A 16370-nucleotide genomic window follows, 5' to 3' on the forward strand; every position below is an offset into this window, starting at 1 on the left:
TGAAAAAAGCAGACACCTATGCGTCTGCTTGTTACACTCTTTCACTGTGATCAGGCATCACCGAGACAATTTGCTGGATTCGCACATAAAATACTGATTTTGTCCCCGCCTCAATCACAATATGATCCGGCATGACTTCCTTCAATTTTCCACGCACAGTATCTTTCACTGTTTGAACAATCAATCTCATACCGACCACTTTCTGCAATGTTTGATAAACATATGGATCAACCAATGAAACAAGCTGTGGACTTCCTTGTTGTGCCATCCTACCTGCCCCTTTACTTGTGTATTTACCCACAGCGTATGCAATGACCCATGTGAATGTCACTCAGGGCAAACCCACAACATTAATACCGTATTTTTACAAATTATATTTTTTTACATTTTTTAGAAGTATAATAGATTGGTGCTGCCAACAACTTAAATCATTTGAAGAGGTGAATTATCTTGAAAAAATTACTTTGTATCGTTGCTGTCATGCTCTTTTTATCCTCTGCAAGTTATGCGTATGCAGGCACAATTGGAGATGAACCTGGTACACCAGGAAAGTGGTTTAAAGGAGAAGAGCCGGCTCAAAAAGACGAGTCAAAACCCCCGCTTGTTTTTGTTCATGGCATTAACAGCTCTTCCTCCACTTGGTTCGATCGAAACGATATGGCAAAACAAGCTGTTCTGAACGGATACGAGAGCGCATTCATAGATTTGTATCCAGATCAGGACATCAAAAACAATGGCAAACTACTAGCTGAAAAGCTAAAAGAAATCTATGATTTTTTTGGAAGAAAACTCATTGTGATCGGCCATAGTAAAGGCGGAGTGGATGCACAATCTGCACTCGTGTATTACAATGCCCATCCATATGTGGAAAAGGTCATCACACTCGGGTCCCCCCATTACGGGACGCCGCTTGCGGATTTAGCCTATAGCAAAGGCGGAAGCTGGCTGGCACAAATTCTTGGACAAAAAAGCGACGCACTCTATTCTTTACAGACAGGTCTCATGGCAGCTTTTCGAAGTGAAACCGATCGGCTAGAGACGTTCCCAAATAAATATATCACCTATTCTGGTTCGGAATGGGGAACATTTGGCGGTGTATTGTATTTAGGTGGCATGTATTTAAAAAGCTTTGGCGCAAACGATGGCGCTGTCACAGTAAGCAGCACAAGGTTATCGTACGCAAATAATATTTTAACAGGAAAATGGGATCATTTTTCGATCAAAAACGGCACAAGCATGTTCCCAGTGTTCCAAAATCAACTGCTGGCAAGCACTGCGAATGCTGAAAATGAAGATGAAGATGAATCGAAACAAGAGCTAGTCTCTGCTGATCTGAATACAGACGTATATGTCAAAGGCGGGGAAAGTGAAAAGGATAAAACAGAAGCATTCTATGTAGAAGAAGGAACGAATGGCTTATCGATTCAGTGGTTAAATGAAACGCAGGAGGCGCAGCCGGAAATCGTCGCCCCAAATGGAGATGTCTTAACGAAACTAACGACAGCAGAAGCATCTTTCCCATATGAAGGCGCATATTCACACCATGTGCAAATCAATAAACCCGTTCCTGGAAAATGGACCATTCGATCAAATTCAGAGAAAAAGGCTCCTTATTTGCTGCTTGTTTCCTTCGATTCGCCATTAAACGAAGAAATTAAAGCAGCTGCATCGAAGTCAGGAGATGCATCAACACATTCAAGCAGTCGGATTAAACGGTTAAGCAAAACAGTGGAAACCACTTACTTTAATGATGCGCAAAAAGATCATCCACTGAAAACAAGTAGCTCATCAGCCGTTCAATTGAAAAAAGAAGGTGCTTATTCTGTCACGGTTCATTACACCGGACTCACTGCGTCAGGTACATCTGCGTTTAACCGTACCGTTATTCGCACATTGTATGTCGATCATCAAGGAAATATTCATGGAGACGTTCCATACTAAACAGAGCGTTTCATGGGCTGAAGTGCCTGTTGCACCTTTTGATCTAAATCAGTCATTTTTTTAAGCGCAAGTGATTCATCAATTTGTCTGTAATGATGGTGTCCGCCAGGCTCTTCATCCATTTCATCTGCTTTCTTCACAATTTGCTGGAGTGTGTCCTTATGAAGGTCGCCCTCTGGCAAATAAGAATCGGTATGGAGCAGAATAGCCAGTGCAATATCTTTGGCTGCTTTTGGTTCCTCGCCGAGACGTATGAGTAGCTTGTGAGCCCTCTCTGCGCCTTTAATGGCATGAATATCATTCCGTCTATATGTTTCGTAATCCCATTCTCCGCCGTCTGTATACCATTCATAGTGACCGATGTCATGCAAGAGCGCTGCTTTCACAGCAAGATCTGGGTTAATTCCTGCCTGCATCGCCAGCTTGAATGCGTGATAAGCACAAGCAATGGCATGGGCTTTTCCTGAACGATTTAAATATTTTTGAGCGACTGGATGGGTATAAACATCCATTAATGTAACCTTTCTCATGGAGACCCCTCCTTATCTATATTTTTAGCATCCTAACATATTCTGAAAAGAAACTCAAATGTTCTGTCATATTTCCAATGAGTCTCAAAATTAGCTTATGTCAAGCCAGCCGTTTTTGCTTGTACCATACGAAAAAAGCAGTCGTTATGACTGCTTTTTCACATACTCACGTGCATCGTATACACATCCGCCAGCTGGGTCATCCGCTAAAAGGTCGAGCAAAATACATGCGACTTCATCTGGACTCTTCAGCGCGCCCGTTTCATATAATTGCTGAAAACGGTCAATTTGTTCGAAGTCTTGTTTTGAAGACTTCCGAATCTCACCCTGCATATCTGTATCAAGCGTGCCAGGTGAAAAGGAAAACGTGCGGATTGGATACGCCTCATCTTGCTGTTCCTCATGTAAGGTCCTCATAAACATATCGAGTCCAGCCTTGGAGCTGCAATACGCACTCCATCCTTTGTATGGGTTTTTGGCCGCTCCAGAAGAAAGATGAACGATCGTTTTCTTCCCTTTGAATGATTGAGTCTGCTTGGCAAATACATGACTCAGCAAAACAGGAATGACAAGGTTCAACGTATAATGCTGATGAAGCATATCCTGCCCGCCTTGCCCAACCCGTTTAATAGGGGTCACCACTCCTGCATTATTGACGAATAAGATGTCATCAGCATCTGCCAATGTTTGCGGCGTGAGACTATCTTGAAGCCATTTGGCAGCTGCCGCCTCATCGGTTAGGTCGACCTGTGTATGTGTGAGATTTTGATGGGATATTGGCGATGCACTTCTTGCCGCAGTGTACACATGATCCCCGCGTGAAAGCAGCCGGGTCACAAGTGCTAGGCCAAACCCTTTTGATCCTCCTGTAACGATTGAAATTCGAATGACAATCTCCTCCCTTGATAACACTATTTTACGTAGTGAAACGGCATGACATCAAGCAATCTGCATAAAGAAAAGCCTGCCTCTTCTAAAGAGACAGGCTCAGCGTGTAGACAAACCCTCGCATTCTTTGTCAGGTCTGCGCGCCGGTGCTCACCATTCCTAGACTTCAAAGGTTTTCATTCACGCTGAAAAGAAAACAAAGGACTAAAATCTGAGACTATTTCTTTTCAGCCTTCACATTTACCTTTGGAATCAGGATGATCATCACGATCATGCCAAAGACTATCAAGAAGCCAAAGATGATCGGAAGTAGCGCAGATGTCTGTTTCTCATGATCATCGACAGAAGGTGCCGATACAGCCGAATCGCTAAAAGAGATGTTCATCTCTTTCATCATACGAGCTGGTGTTTTGGGCGGGTTCTCTTTTAAATCACTGAATAGCTGTGGCGAAAGCTGTCCACCCGAGGTTTTAGGCGGGTCAGTAAAATGAATATCTGTTTTGACCTTTGTTGTTGTTTTGCTTTGTTCGTATTTCGTTTGATCCCTCAATATACTCGAGTTAATATTGAGTTCCTTTTCCTGATATTCATTCGGCTTGACATTTGTATCCGTGTCTTCACCAGCAGCAAAAGCAGCAGGGATGAGGAGAAAAAGGGATATGACACCAAGTGCCATCCCTTTCACGAACAGATTAAGCCTCATGAGTCACATCACGTTCCTCTGTTTTATCTTTCCATAGCTTTGTTACAAGTGGTATGGCCATTAAGAGGACAGTTAAAATCACTAGCCCTGTGATGCCCATTCCAAAATTGTCCCCATTTCCATATTGGATCGACATATACACGTCTGTCACCGGATTTGTAAAGTGGAAATTCGGCATCACCAAATCAATTAATGGTGCAACAAAGAAGAAAATGAGCGCCGTTGCTGCCATCCATCCAGCGATAGATCCAAAAAGGAAGGCTGTGCGAATAAAGGCAGAGCACGCCACCAACAGCAAAATCGTAAAGATCGACCATTGAATGGCTTGATCATCTGCGAGTTTGTAGATATTAAGTCCAAACAAGCTGATCATAAGTCCGACTAACAGATTCAAAATGCCAAAAAGTGCACCTTTGACCAGCATCGGAGCCGCCGCATAATACGAGCTAAAAAAGCCAATCAATAAACTGCTGATCATCACAATGACCAAAATGACCACTGGTGGTACAGTCTGCGTTTTTTCTTCCGGGACATCGCCGCTGATTTTGAGCGGATTGGCTAAGTGGTTATACACATAGTTGCTGTTGCCTTGATCGCTCAATGTATTTCCTAATATACCATTTAAATCACGCTGAACAAGCTTCGTTGAATTGACATTCTTGCTCCAGTTTTCATTTAGCGTATCCGCTTTTTCTTGAACCGTTGTGACACTTTCTTCAATGTTATTCGTATAATCCGCCACACCTTTTTGGCGGTCGGTTAACGAACTCATATTTTCAGAAAGACGAAGCACTTCCTGTCCAATTGAATCCTGCGCACTGACGACAATTGAACTGCCTGCAAGGTCTGCCGTATACACCGCATCTCCTTGATCAGCCATTTGCTCGGCTACATTGTTCGCACTTTCAGAAATTGTCTTTAATTCCTGTTCCATGCTTGCTTGCTGAGTCGAAATGTATTCTGCATAGCCATCTGAAAACTTCTGCATCTTATCAATAAAAGTAGACACATCATCGTTTGATGTCAGCATCTGATTTTTGAGCTTATCCCAGTTTTCTGTTTCTTCTTTTTTGATGGAGAGGATGGACTGGATTTCTTCTCCTTTTGTGTCATATAGAGAAGAGTTATTTGTTGGTTCGTATAAATTACTAAGCATCATTTCTAGTTGAGAGAGTTGATTGGAATACTCCATTAATTTCTTAGTGTTTCTTGTATTTGTTTCAAACTCTTGATCAAATATCTTAATGTTAAAGGCATTTGCAATAGGTGAGTTTTCTTGTTTCAGCTCTTTTACTTTGCTTAAAATAGAGGATTCCTGATTTTTGATTTCATTTGGAATCACATTATATCGATCTTGTAACTGTAGAAACTTCTTTTCAAGTTTATCTATTTTGTCAGAAAGGTCTTTAAGCTCTTCATTTATCTGACTCACTTTATCTTTCAATTCGTCATTATGAGCTGCCGCTTTTTCTTGAATTTTCTTTTTCACTTCATCTAGACGAGTAGCGAGTGCTTTTAGATCATCCTTGGATGAATTCGTGCTGCCGGTATCTGGCTGAGCAGGATCATCACCGGTTTTATCATCATTGCCATCTCCAGTAGGCGGCGTCTCCTGATCTGCTAATTGATCCGCGAGATCGTTCATTTCTGTTGAAATTTGCGAGAGCTCATTTGTTTCTTCATCTAGGTTAATCCCAATCTCTTCTGGGTTTTCATTATCTTGATCTGATGAATCGTCGTCATTATCGTCTTCTGGTGGCTTAGGTGCGTTTATTAACTCTTGCCTTTTTGTGTCTAACTTATTCTGCAAGACGATAATCTTATTTTTATAATAGTCCAAGTACCGCTTTTCATAGGTTTTAATTAGTTCTTCCTGAGAGTCCTGCACAAGTTTAGCTAATCCCTTTGATTGATCAGGAATAACGTCTTCTCTCGACTTTTGAACAGATTGGATGGCGCTGTCAGTTGTTTTCAGCTGACTTTGTACCCCATTGATGTCTGTTTTGAGTCCGCCCATTTGGTCACTAAAGCTGCGGGCATTTTGGTTTTGAATGTCAGCGAGCTGTTTGAGCCCTTGCTGGATTTGCTTTTGACTTGTTGATTGCGCTTTGATCAAGACATCCTTTTGTTTGTCTTGATACTCCTGGTATTGATCGACTGCTTTCACAAAGTCCTTTAATTGGTTCTTTGCTTCTTCTGTTGTACTCAAGCCGTCTTTATATTGTTTCTGTGAATCGGCCATCGCATTTTTTAATTCTTCTATTTGATTCTTCTGCTGCTGTACGGCATCTGATAGTTTGTTCGAGTTCGGCTTATAGAAGTTGTACATCGTGTTTTGGAATTCGACTTCTTTGCCGACAATATGCTCAAACTCTTCTCTTACATTGCCGATTTCCTGTGATACAAAACTCCAGTATAGCGTCGACATCTGTTCATTCATTTTCTTTTGTGCATTTTCCAGCTCTCTTTGCACTTTCTCTTTATTAACTGCATTGAGCTGATCTTGAATTGAAAATTGAATGGACGCCTTTTCGGGATGGTCTTTATCATAGCTCAGCACATTTTTAGAGAAGTCAGACGGAATATAGAGGACAGCGTCATACTTTCTGTTTTTCAGTCCATTTTCCGCCGCACTGCGATTCACTACAGTCCATGTATAATCAGGACGCTCTGACAATGCTGCCACAACATCCTGTCCGAAACGAGCCGTGTTTTCACTTTCGCTCGCTCCCATATCCTCATTGACCACCGCAATATTTCGTGTCGCATTCTTCTTCTGTTTTGCCGGGTCATCTCCAATCAGGTGGAAAAATAAAACCGGAAGCACAAGAATCAATATCATGGTGGATACGATTTTGATGGAGCTTTTTTGCTGCTCTGTCATTGAACACTCTTCCTTTCTACCGCACATAAAGGAACCTGGATTTTCTTCTCTTTCCCGTTTTCAACCAAATAACCGAAGCCTGGCTGAATCTCTGGTTCTTGTCTTGCATACGGAAGCGGTATGATGTTTTGCTCTGATTTTTTCATGAGTAACATAGCATGACGAACTTGTTTGATTTCGTTTGTGAGTGCATCATAGCCCTTACTGAACTCGGTATGATTGCCTGATGCGATCAGGCTGAAGCCTAGGTGTGCATATGACTTCATGAAATCCGCCAATTGATCTTGAAGACGCGGATCGATTGTCTGCTGAAAGCGTGTGATGCCATCGACCACAAGCACAATTTGAGGGAATGACAGCTGATCGGTCTCTCCTCTGCGTACAGCTTCGACGTACATCTCTTCCCGCACCTTGAATAATTGGACCATTCCCTCTGCCCATTCGGTAATATCATCCTTTGTTTCAAGGTAATCGATATTCTCTTCTTTTGCATAATGGGAAAGGCCTCGATCAATTGAATCAAAGACGGCCAGCTTTTCAGGCTTTGCCTCTAAAAGATGATCAAGCATCAGTTTTGTCACATTCGTTTTCCCGCGCTGCGTTTGACCGATAATGAGACAATGTTTATTCTTTTTCAAATCAAAGTAAACAGGTGCCACAGATTCCTCATCTAGTCCAACTGGAATGTCGTAAGGCTGTTTTTGTTCATCTAGACGATTCTCAAGCTCCCAAACTGTCAGCTTATCAGGCAGCATTGGCACAGGCTTTGGTTTTTCAGCCTCTTTGAAGCGATCATGAAGAAGCTGGATCTCTTGTTTCAGATGCTCAAACAATTCGAGATCGTTCTCTCCATCCACTGGCAGGAACATTTGTGCAAAGTAAAGTTCTTCCTTGTTGATAATGACGCGACCTGGAATCGGCTCTAGGCTGAATTTCGGTCTGCCAATAATCGAGTATGCCTCTCCTTGATCCATTAAGTAATGGACAATCTTTGTTTTCAAGTTGTTCATAAGCGATTGGCGCACTGCGTTTACACGAGTCGCTGTGATCAAGAAATAAATGCCGAGCGACTGCCCATCACGGCTTAGCTGGATAAATTCAGATTCGAGATCATGCATTTCGTCCTTCACAATGTCAAAGTTGTCAATCACGATAAAAATGAACGGAAGCTTCTTCTCATTTAAGGCATTGTACATTTTGATATGACTCATTTCTTGCTGTCTGAATAACCACTTGCGGTATTCAACCTCTTCCCGCAGACGCTTCATTGACTTCTGAATTTTTCTCATTTGATCCATTAAGAAATAATCAGCGGTGTGCGGAAGTTTAGCTAACGGAAGCAGGGTCCCGTTTCCGAAATCATAAATATACGCATGCCATTCTTCAGGTGAATATCTTTCCGCAAAACTCATGAGCAGTGTTGTGGCAGCAAGTGATTTGCCGTAGCCAGAGGAACCGAAGATCCCAATGTTCCCGTCTTCCATCATTTGATAAGAGAGCGGATGCTGGCTTTGCTGATCTGGCTCATCGACAAGCGCAAAATGGAAAACATGCTCTTCACTCGACGCATAACGCGTTTTTGGAATACGCTCTTCAAGCGGTGGAAGCCACGGACTCGGGAGCTTCTCGATCCCAAGCTCCTGCTGCATACGTTCAATTTCATCCACAACAGCTGAAATCTCTGTCACTGTTTCTTTTTTCACCGCTGGCTCTGTGCTCACCCCTGATAACGGAATGAGTCCGGTATCTGTCACAATGGCGATGTCATCTTCTGATCCATAGCCATCTTCCATATAGGGTGCACCGCTCCAAGCCGATTGGAACAATTCATAGATTTCATTGTTTCCAACTTGTAAATATCCTCGTCCTGTGACGGTAATTGACGCCGCATCACTATTTTTCAAAATTTCCTTACTGTCTGACGCATCTTGCACTTTTAGTGCGACCTTAAAGCGTGAGTTACTCCAAATTTGATCATCAATGACCCCGCCTGGCTTTTGAGTCGCCAAAATAAGATGGACACCGAGGCTTCGGCCGATACGCGCGGCACTTACAAGCTCCCTAATAAAGTCCGGCTCTTCACTTTTTAATTCAGCAAACTCATCAGAGATTAAGAACAAATGAGGCATCGCCTGTTCAGCCTTTTTCTCCTTATAGAGCTTCGTATAATCATTGATGTGATTCACATTGTACTGATCAAACAACCGTTGTCTTTTCTTCAGTTCACTTTTAATCGAGGCAAGTGCTCTTTCACTAAAATTCTTGCTGCCTTCAATATTGGTGATGGTTCCAAGTAGATGAGGAATATTTCGGAAAGGCTGCGCCATTCCTCCTCCTTTATAGTCAATCAGCAGAAAAGCGACTTCATGCGGATGAAAGTGTACAGCGAGTGATAAAATATACGTCTGTAAAAATTCACTTTTCCCTGATCCCGTTGTTCCAGCCAACAGTCCATGCGGGCCGTGTGCTTTTTCATGCAGGTTCAGATCGACAATGTCGTTTTTCCCTTTATAACCGATTGGTACAGATAATGATTTTGCTGTTTCTGAAGTTAGCCATTTTTCACGAATGCCAATGTCGTCTACCAGTTTGGCATGAAAAAGATCTAGGAATGAGACCGTTTCAGGAATCGAGTTGGTCATTCCGACCTGATGATCTAATGTTCTCAGCGTTCTGGCAAACAGCTCATTGTCCGTGCGCTGATGTGTATCAAGCTGAAAAGGAATCCGTACTGCCTTCTTATGCTGAATGAGAATATCTCCTTCTTCTTCGTTAATATAACGGACAAGCGTCGAGATATTTTCAGCTAAGCTTTCCTTCGTTTCTGCAGCAAAGATAATCGAGATGCCAAGATCTGTCCGGCTGCCTTCTAAATATTCTAAAATCACATGTTCAGCAATGAGCTCATGATTTGTCACGATAAACACAAAATGAGGCGTAAAGATTTTTTTCTCTTTTTCTTCTTCTAGATCACGCTCACGTAAAATCTCATAAATAGAGGACAAAAGCTGGTCACGTGTTTGTTCGTTATAAATAAACCCTTTGCCGTATGTATGAGGCAGCTGGAAATGCGGAAGCCATTTCATCCATTCCCAATTCTCATACTCCTGCTCATGAAAGATAAAGACAAATCTCAAATCGTGATAGCTGTGCGAGAAGGCAAGCTGTCCGACAAGCTGATGAAGCTCCTTTTTCACAATCGCAGGCTTTCCAATTAATCCTGTTGGGCCGTCAGCCAGTCCGAATGTAACCGGTACATCCTTGACCTCACGATACACATTTTGCATATGCTGCGTTTGCTCCATTAAGTCATCGATATCACGATTGGCCATATCGCCGCCGCTCATTGATAACTCATAGCTTGACGGAACAGCGCCCGTTCCAAGACGTAGCTGCAAAAAGTCGTCACTGACAAGCGTCTTTTCCCAAATACGCCCGCTAATTTCCGACGTTAAGTACTTCATTTGTTCAAACGACGGATAATGATACGTCAGGACATATTGCTGACGGTCATACAGCTCCTGCAGCTCTTTCCGCTTATTTTCTAAGTAAAGAGAGTAGACACGCTGCCGTTTCTCCTCCCGTCTTTTACGCTGTGACTTCTCTTTAAAGTATTGGACGGACGATGTAATTAACGTCATGATAAACATGGCCATCGACACAATGATAAAGATCCCGCGCGGCTGGATGAGTGCGACAATTCCCATAACAATCAGCATCACAAGCGGAGGAAGAACAACAAGCCAAAGCCCTCTGCCATTATTTTCACTCTCCTGCGAAGGAAAGCTGAAGGATACCCGGTCATCTGGAAGATCATAAATTAAACGTGGTGTCCGTCTGTATAAAGGGTATTTTTGTTTTGTTTCTGTGCTTGGTGGTTTTGTTTTTTCTAAACGTGTTTGAAATGGTTCGTATGCTGTCACCTGCAATAAATCATCATCTTTAAGTGTCACCGTCAGAAAGTTCCAAAGTAGCTCATCTCCGGCATGAATCCTTTCTGATCCGTGGATTTGCTTTCCGTTCACATAAATCGTCTCTTCCTGAGGCACAACATACCAAGTTCCCTCAATTTGTTCTAAAGTGAACTGATTGGCATGTGGAAACATGGAATGAGGTTGGTCTTTCCAAATATCGACCTCATCTTTCTCCTCACTTGAAAAGGATACCTCCACTCTATTTCCTAGGTAATAAATGTGTTGATCATGATGTGCATCCATTAAAATAAGTGTGAGTGATCCAATCTTACATGGCTCATGTGGAAGTAATGTACCTTTCTTCTCTTCTCCCTGATAAATAGAAAAACCATCATTCGATTCATCAGGAGATAAACGAATTGCTCCTTCATCAAACGAAAGTGAAGAAATTGTCACCGTGTGCTCTATTTCAGGTCCAATCACAGCTTCTCGATTGAACTGCTCATCTAAACGGACGGTTTGATAATCCTCCTCATAAAAAACCCAAAGAAGACTCAAACGCTCCACCTCCTCATGGGACAGCGCCAACTGTCGGTTGTATCGAAAGAATTATTTTTTCTCATCTTTTTTCGTCTGAGAGGTTTTCTTTTTCGCTTCAGATTCTTTCTCTTTTTTCTCTTGATCGGCTTTTGACTGATCTTTTTGTTCAGCTGTTTCATCTGTTTGGCTTGCGCCCGAGGAGTCACTCGTGCTTGTCTCCGTTGTTTCTTTTTCTTCATATTTCGCCATTTCCTTAATAATTGGATCTAGCTGTTTTTGTTTTTCTTCAGCAGAAAGGCTGTCATCGTTTTGAATTTCGTTGCGATAGGCGACGAGTGCCGTGAATATGTACCTGTCGTCTCCAAGCACCCTTGCAATATCAAGCGCCTCCTTGCTATTGCCTTGTCCAATGTGAATCCAGAAAAGGAAGTATTGCGGATCTGTCTGCAATGTATACGTATCCGTGATTTCCTTTTTGTGCTGATCAAGTAACAGGCTGCCCTGGTTCGTTTGCACATACGAAATGGCCAGTTCATATTGAAGAGAGACTGGCATTTGATTGGCTGGATATTTTTCTAGCGTATCCACCACTTGGCTGTACTGTTTGTTGAGATAATATTTGTTTGCCTCGACATACGCTTCTTGCTTCGGCATCGCGAAAAAGAAGGTGTAAATGGTATACACCAATGCGGGAATTAACAGGACAAGGAGACCCAGTCCAATGTATCGTTCGATCTTCCACTTCTTTTTAGGAATGGTTAATAGCGTCTTTTCTTTCATTTCAAGCGCTTCGATCTTTTGCTGAATGAGGGCGGACAATTCTTCCAGCGACTTCACTTCACTGATTTCCTTTGCCAGCTCTGATAATTTCAACGTATCATGATAAGCCAAATATTCCTGAAATTGATACTCATGGTCAACCACTCGCAAAATGACGGCTTTGACCTCTTTTAACAGGCGATGCTCATCGGTTTCATATGGCGGGATGCTTTCTTTAACCCCGTAATGCAAAAATGCAGGAGCTAAACCTTGATGAAAAACAATGTTTTCAGGAGAAACAATAGGATGCAGCCGTTTCACGTCGTGTTTGCAAACTGCATCGACAAGCTGGTATGAAAAAATCCATTTGCTTTTTTCATCCTTTGCATGGATGAAACGAAATTCCTGATAGGCAGGAGGCGGTTGAATCGAAATGATGACCTCATCTTCGGTTAATTGAATCTCTTTTTGAAATGAAGGGTTGATGTCTTTGATCGGTGCCGCTTCTAAACCGTCTAAGAGTTTAATTGTCTCTCTTTGAAAAATGAAGCTGTAGGTCCCATCCTCTTTTTTCATGACTGCTTCTAATTGTTCTTCTAAATAGGAACTCTTTTTATCTGCCATTTACAAAAGTCCTTTCATAGTATTTCCAGCCTGTCTCCTGTGGTGATTCCACAGTCTGACAGCTTATATTCGCCTGAAAACACAGCTTTCTTATTGACTACACGCACCCAACCGCCTTCTCGCTTAGGAAGTGAGATTTGTTTTGCCTGCCAGGCGATATGGATGACTTGTTTAATATGTAAATAATTTGATAGTCTCAAATCAAACACACTGCCATCATAATTTTTTAAGTCGATGGTAATATCGATATACACAAATTTCCACCTCACAAAATAGAAAGAGCGCCGGCATCCATTGACAGACTCGGCGCTTTTTCTGCTTTTCACACTTAGAAAGGAAATCCCTTTGGTTAGCCGCGGATTTGGCTTGCGATGTCTTGGTCAGTGCTTTCAAGTGTATTTGCCGTTTGATCAAGCTGATTGCTGACATCTGTTAATAGATCAGACATTTTGATAAATGAAGGCTTTAGCTGTTCGTATTGATCAGCAAATGCTTCACTAGAAGCACCTTCCCACATTCCTTTTAAATCAGAGATCATTCTATTTAGACGATCAACTTGGTTTAACACTTCTTGACTTTCAACACCATATTGCTTAGCGGTCGCTCTTAGTTCTTCTGGGGTTACGCGAATAATTCCTGACATATTCCTCATTACCTCCCGTGCATAGCCGCCATATAATGGGCTAATCCACTTATTTTTTGACGTTATTATTATAAAAACAGAAATGATACACAGTCAAACAAATCTGTTTTTATTTTACAAAATGAGTCTATAGAATTACTGTTTTTTCGCTCTTTATCTAGTATTTAACATTTTTTTGGTCATATATTCTTAATAAGTGTACACACTCTTTGATGAACCTTTTCACCTATTGATTTTTTACTACATTATTATTGTACTATTTCTTTTTGATATCCATTCACTTCCAAGTGCTCTGTTTTAAAGCTATCTGTTTTTTAAGTTTATGACATTTTTTTATTGATTTACGTACCTCATTCTCTTCATAATGTAAGTACGTGAAATATTCGAAAAAGCAGGGGTTTTTTATGACAAAAAAGACAGATCCGTTTAAGTATAGTCTTGATCGTTTAGAGGATGTGGCAGACCAAATTAGTGATGTGCTCAATTGCCCTATTACTATAGAAGATACTCATCATCGCTTATTGGCATATAGCACACACAATGATTTCACTGATCCCGCCAGAACTTCAACTATTATCTCCCGCCGTGTACCGGAAAAAGTCATTAATCGGCTTTGGAAGGACGGCATTATTCCTACACTCCTGAAAACAGATGAACCGCTTCGTGTCCCTCAAATTGCAGAGGTGGGTTTATCTAGCAGAGTTGCCATATCGATTTGGAAGGACAAAGAAGTGCTCGGATTTATCTGGGCGATTGAATCCACGCAGCCTTTTTCAGAAGAGGAAATGGACCTTCTCAAAATGGCAGCACATGCTGTTAAAAACAAATTACTCAATTTACAGATTCGAAAAACGAAAACAGAAGAACGCAATCAGGAGCTTTTTTGGAAGATGCTCACAGGTCATATTCATGAAAAGGATGAGATGCTTGACCTATTTTTAAGATTAGGCATGAGATGTCCAGACACGTATGCCATTATCATCTTTCGCCTTCGTGACGAACTCACAGAGGAGACGGAAAAAAAGCTATCCTATCTGCTTGAAACAACGCAGCAAGTACAGGTGCTGTTAACGACTGTTGATTTTCACGAATTCATTATTCTTGTCTCGCCAAAAACAGAGCACCCGCTTCAAGATATTAAACAATTCACAAGCGGCATGCTGCAGCAGCTGGCTGATCGCTACCATATTCATCACGTTCAGGCGGCCATTGGTGGAATTTACGATAACATCTCTCAGATTCAGCCGTCCTATAAAGAAGCACTAGCTGTATTAAAGACAAAAGAACGCTTTCCTGTTGAAACGGAACGTTTAAACAGTTTTTCCGAACTCGGCATATACCAGTATTTAGATGTGCTGGCTGAAAAGCGAAAGGGCTCGTCTTACTCGAGTTACTCTTTATCGAAGCTCGAGGATTACGACCTAAGGCATCATTCCAATCTAGTCGAAACCCTTGAACGGTTTATTGACTGTGACAGCAATGCCAATATTGCCGCAAAGCAATTAAACATTCATATCAACACATTGAATTACAGATTAAAACGGATTACAGACATTGCAGAAATTGATTTAAAAAACATGAATGAGAAAATGACCATTTATCTTGATATGAAGCTAAAAAACGTCCATTTGTGAAATTTCACAAAGAGGCGTTTTTTTATTTTTTATTTCAACCGAAGAATTTTCTAAACTTTCAGGATACACTAGACATACAATATCAATAGATAAGCATAGGAGGAATAAACATGATCATCGGCATTCCGAAAGAAATTAAGAACAATGAAAACCGAGTGGCATTAACACCAGGAGCAGCTTCTCAATTGCTTTCAGCTGGACACCAGATTTTAATTGAAACAAACGCTGGTTCTGGAAGCGGATTCACTGATGACGATTATGTATCTGTTGGTGCAGAAATTCTTGATCAAGCGAAAGATGTGTGGGCATCTTCTGATATGATCATGAAGGTAAAAGAACCATTACCTGAGGAATATTCATATTTCAGAGAAGGACTCATCTTATTTACGTACCTGCATCTTGCCGCAGAACCCTCCTTGGCTGAAGCTTTAAAACAAAAAGGCGTCACAGCCATTGCTTATGAAACGGTAACGGACGGAAAATCACTTCCTCTGCTAACCCCTATGTCTGAAGTGGCGGGCAGAATGGCCGCCCAAATCGGTGCACAATTTTTAGAAAAGCCAAAAGGCGGTAAAGGCATTTTGCTCGCCGGTGTACCAGGGGTATCGAGAGGAAAGGTCACGATTATAGGCGGCGGTGTTGTTGGAACAAATGCAGCGAAAATGGCGATCGGCCTTGGCGCAGATGTGACACTCATTGATTTAAACGCAGAACGGTTGCGTCAGCTCGATGATCAATTTGGTCACCAAATGAAAACGTTAATGTCTAACCCTGTCAACATTGCAGATTCAGTCAGTGAGGCAGACCTGCTCATTTGCGCTGTGCTGATCCCAGGTGCCAAGGCACCGACACTTGTAACAGAAGAAATGGTGAAACAAATGAAGCCAGGTTCTGTCATTGTAGATGTTGCCATTGATCAAGGCGGAATTGTGGAAACGGTTGATCATATCACAACGCATGATCAGCCTACTTATGAAAAACACGGCATTTTACATTATGCCGTTGCGAATATGCCAGGTGCGGTTCCGCGAACATCGACTGTTGCTTTAACCAATGTTACCGTCCCATACGCGCTGCAAATTGCAAATAAAGGTGCTGCAAAAGCCATCAAAGAAAATAAAGCGATTGCTGAAGGTGTCAATGTGATGAACGGACATATCACGTATGAAGCTGTCGCTCGTGATCTTGGCTATGAGTACGTGCCTGTAAATCAAGCAATCGATACATCTTCTATGACTGAAGCTTAATATATGGCCCGCCCTTTCATGGGCGAGCTTTATTGTTAACCTAAAACAAAAATAAGTTGACAA

Annotated in this window: 12 protein-coding genes; 3 read left to right on the forward strand and 9 right to left on the reverse strand. The window is 41.8% G+C overall.

The genetic code is table 11. The annotated features are described in order from the left end of the window. Window positions 1-31: 31 nt before the first annotated feature. Window positions 32-268, reverse strand: a complete 237-nt coding sequence (locus IEE86_RS14210; protein ID WP_099681761.1) for a YuzF family protein — start codon at window positions 266-268, stop codon at window positions 32-34. A gap of 182 nt (window positions 269-450) precedes the next feature. Here IEE86_RS14210 and IEE86_RS14215 point away from each other — a divergent pair, with 182 nt between their 5' ends. Next, window positions 451-1941 carry an esterase/lipase family protein gene (locus IEE86_RS14215; protein ID WP_191097803.1) on the forward strand — a complete coding sequence of 497 codons (1491 nt, stop codon included), beginning with the start codon at window positions 451-453 and terminating at the stop codon, window positions 1939-1941. On the opposite strand, the gene IEE86_RS14220 is transcribed toward IEE86_RS14215, so the two are convergent. From IEE86_RS14220 to IEE86_RS14255, 8 genes are all read right to left on the reverse strand, one after another. Further along, window positions 1938-2471: an HD domain-containing protein gene (locus tag IEE86_RS14220; RefSeq protein WP_191097804.1), complete on the reverse strand. Its 534-nt coding sequence runs from the start codon at window positions 2469-2471 to the stop codon at window positions 1938-1940. The genes IEE86_RS14215 and IEE86_RS14220 overlap by 4 nt on opposite strands. 144 nt (window positions 2472-2615) lie before the next feature. Then, on the reverse strand, window positions 2616-3383 hold the full coding sequence (locus IEE86_RS14225; protein WP_191097805.1) for a (S)-benzoin forming benzil reductase: 768 nt from the start codon (window positions 3381-3383) through the stop codon (window positions 2616-2618). Window positions 3384-3576: 193 nt separating this feature from the next. After that, window positions 3577-4062, reverse strand: a complete 486-nt coding sequence (gene essA / locus IEE86_RS14230; RefSeq protein ID WP_191097806.1) for a type VII secretion protein EssA — start codon at window positions 4060-4062, stop codon at window positions 3577-3579. Continuing rightward, window positions 4052-6946 carry a type VII secretion protein EsaA gene (gene esaA / locus IEE86_RS14235; RefSeq protein ID WP_191097807.1) on the reverse strand — a complete coding sequence of 965 codons (2895 nt, stop codon included), beginning with the start codon at window positions 6944-6946 and terminating at the stop codon, window positions 4052-4054. Before esaA ends, essA begins: the two co-directional genes overlap by 11 nt. Beyond that, window positions 6943-11418 carry a type VII secretion protein EssC gene (gene essC, locus IEE86_RS14240; protein WP_191097808.1) on the reverse strand — a complete coding sequence of 1492 codons (4476 nt, stop codon included), beginning with the start codon at window positions 11416-11418 and terminating at the stop codon, window positions 6943-6945. The genes esaA and essC overlap by 4 nt, the downstream gene beginning before the upstream one ends. Before the next feature lie 51 nt (window positions 11419-11469). After that, entirely contained in the window at window positions 11470-12783 is a 1314-nt protein-coding gene (gene essB / locus IEE86_RS14245; protein WP_191097809.1) for a type VII secretion protein EssB, read from the reverse strand. A gap of 14 nt (window positions 12784-12797) precedes the next feature. Next, window positions 12798-13037: an ESX secretion system protein YukD gene (gene yukD / locus IEE86_RS14250; RefSeq protein WP_003213579.1), complete on the reverse strand. Its 240-nt coding sequence runs from the start codon at window positions 13035-13037 to the stop codon at window positions 12798-12800. 95 nt (window positions 13038-13132) lie between these two features. Next, a complete protein-coding gene (locus IEE86_RS14255; RefSeq protein ID WP_003213769.1) occupies window positions 13133-13426 on the reverse strand; it encodes a WXG100 family type VII secretion target in 294 nt (97 codons plus the stop codon). 404 nt (window positions 13427-13830) lie between these two features. Between IEE86_RS14255 and IEE86_RS14260 the strand changes: the two genes are divergently transcribed. Beyond that, window positions 13831-15060 (forward strand): PucR family transcriptional regulator, encoded by a 1230-nt coding sequence (locus IEE86_RS14260; protein WP_191097810.1) that lies wholly within the window; start codon window positions 13831-13833, stop codon window positions 15058-15060. Window positions 15061-15170: 110 nt separating this feature from the next. Then, on the forward strand, window positions 15171-16307 hold the full coding sequence (gene ald, locus IEE86_RS14265) for an alanine dehydrogenase (protein ID WP_191097811.1): 1137 nt from the start codon (window positions 15171-15173) through the stop codon (window positions 16305-16307). The last annotated feature ends 63 nt before the right edge of the window (window positions 16308-16370 follow it).

The organism is Bacillus crepusculi (assembly GCF_014764715.1).
In the GTDB taxonomy this organism is placed as follows: domain Bacteria; phylum Bacillota; class Bacilli; order Bacillales; family Bacillaceae; genus Bacillus.

Bases quoted from the DNA above. Each gene is read 5' to 3' on its own strand.
- IEE86_RS14210 (WP_099681761.1), bottom strand. From the start codon at position 268: ATGGCACAACAAGGAAGTCCACAGCTTGTTTCATTGGTTGATCCATAT.
- IEE86_RS14220 (WP_191097804.1), bottom strand. From the start codon at position 2,471: ATGAGAAAGGTTACATTAATGGATGTTTATACCCATCCAGTCGCTCAA.
- essA (WP_191097806.1), bottom strand. From the start codon at position 4,062: ATGAGGCTTAATCTGTTCGTGAAAGGGATGGCACTTGGTGTCATATCC.
- esaA (WP_191097807.1), bottom strand. From the start codon at position 6,946: ATGACAGAGCAGCAAAAAAGCTCCATCAAAATCGTATCCACCATGATA.
- essB (WP_191097809.1), bottom strand. From the start codon at position 12,783: ATGGCAGATAAAAAGAGTTCCTATTTAGAAGAACAATTAGAAGCAGTC.
- IEE86_RS14255 (WP_003213769.1), bottom strand. From the start codon at position 13,426: ATGTCAGGAATTATTCGCGTAACCCCAGAAGAACTAAGAGCGACCGCT.
- IEE86_RS14260 (WP_191097810.1), top strand. From the start codon at position 13,831: ATGACAAAAAAGACAGATCCGTTTAAGTATAGTCTTGATCGTTTAGAG.
- ald (WP_191097811.1), top strand. From the start codon at position 15,171: ATGATCATCGGCATTCCGAAAGAAATTAAGAACAATGAAAACCGAGTG.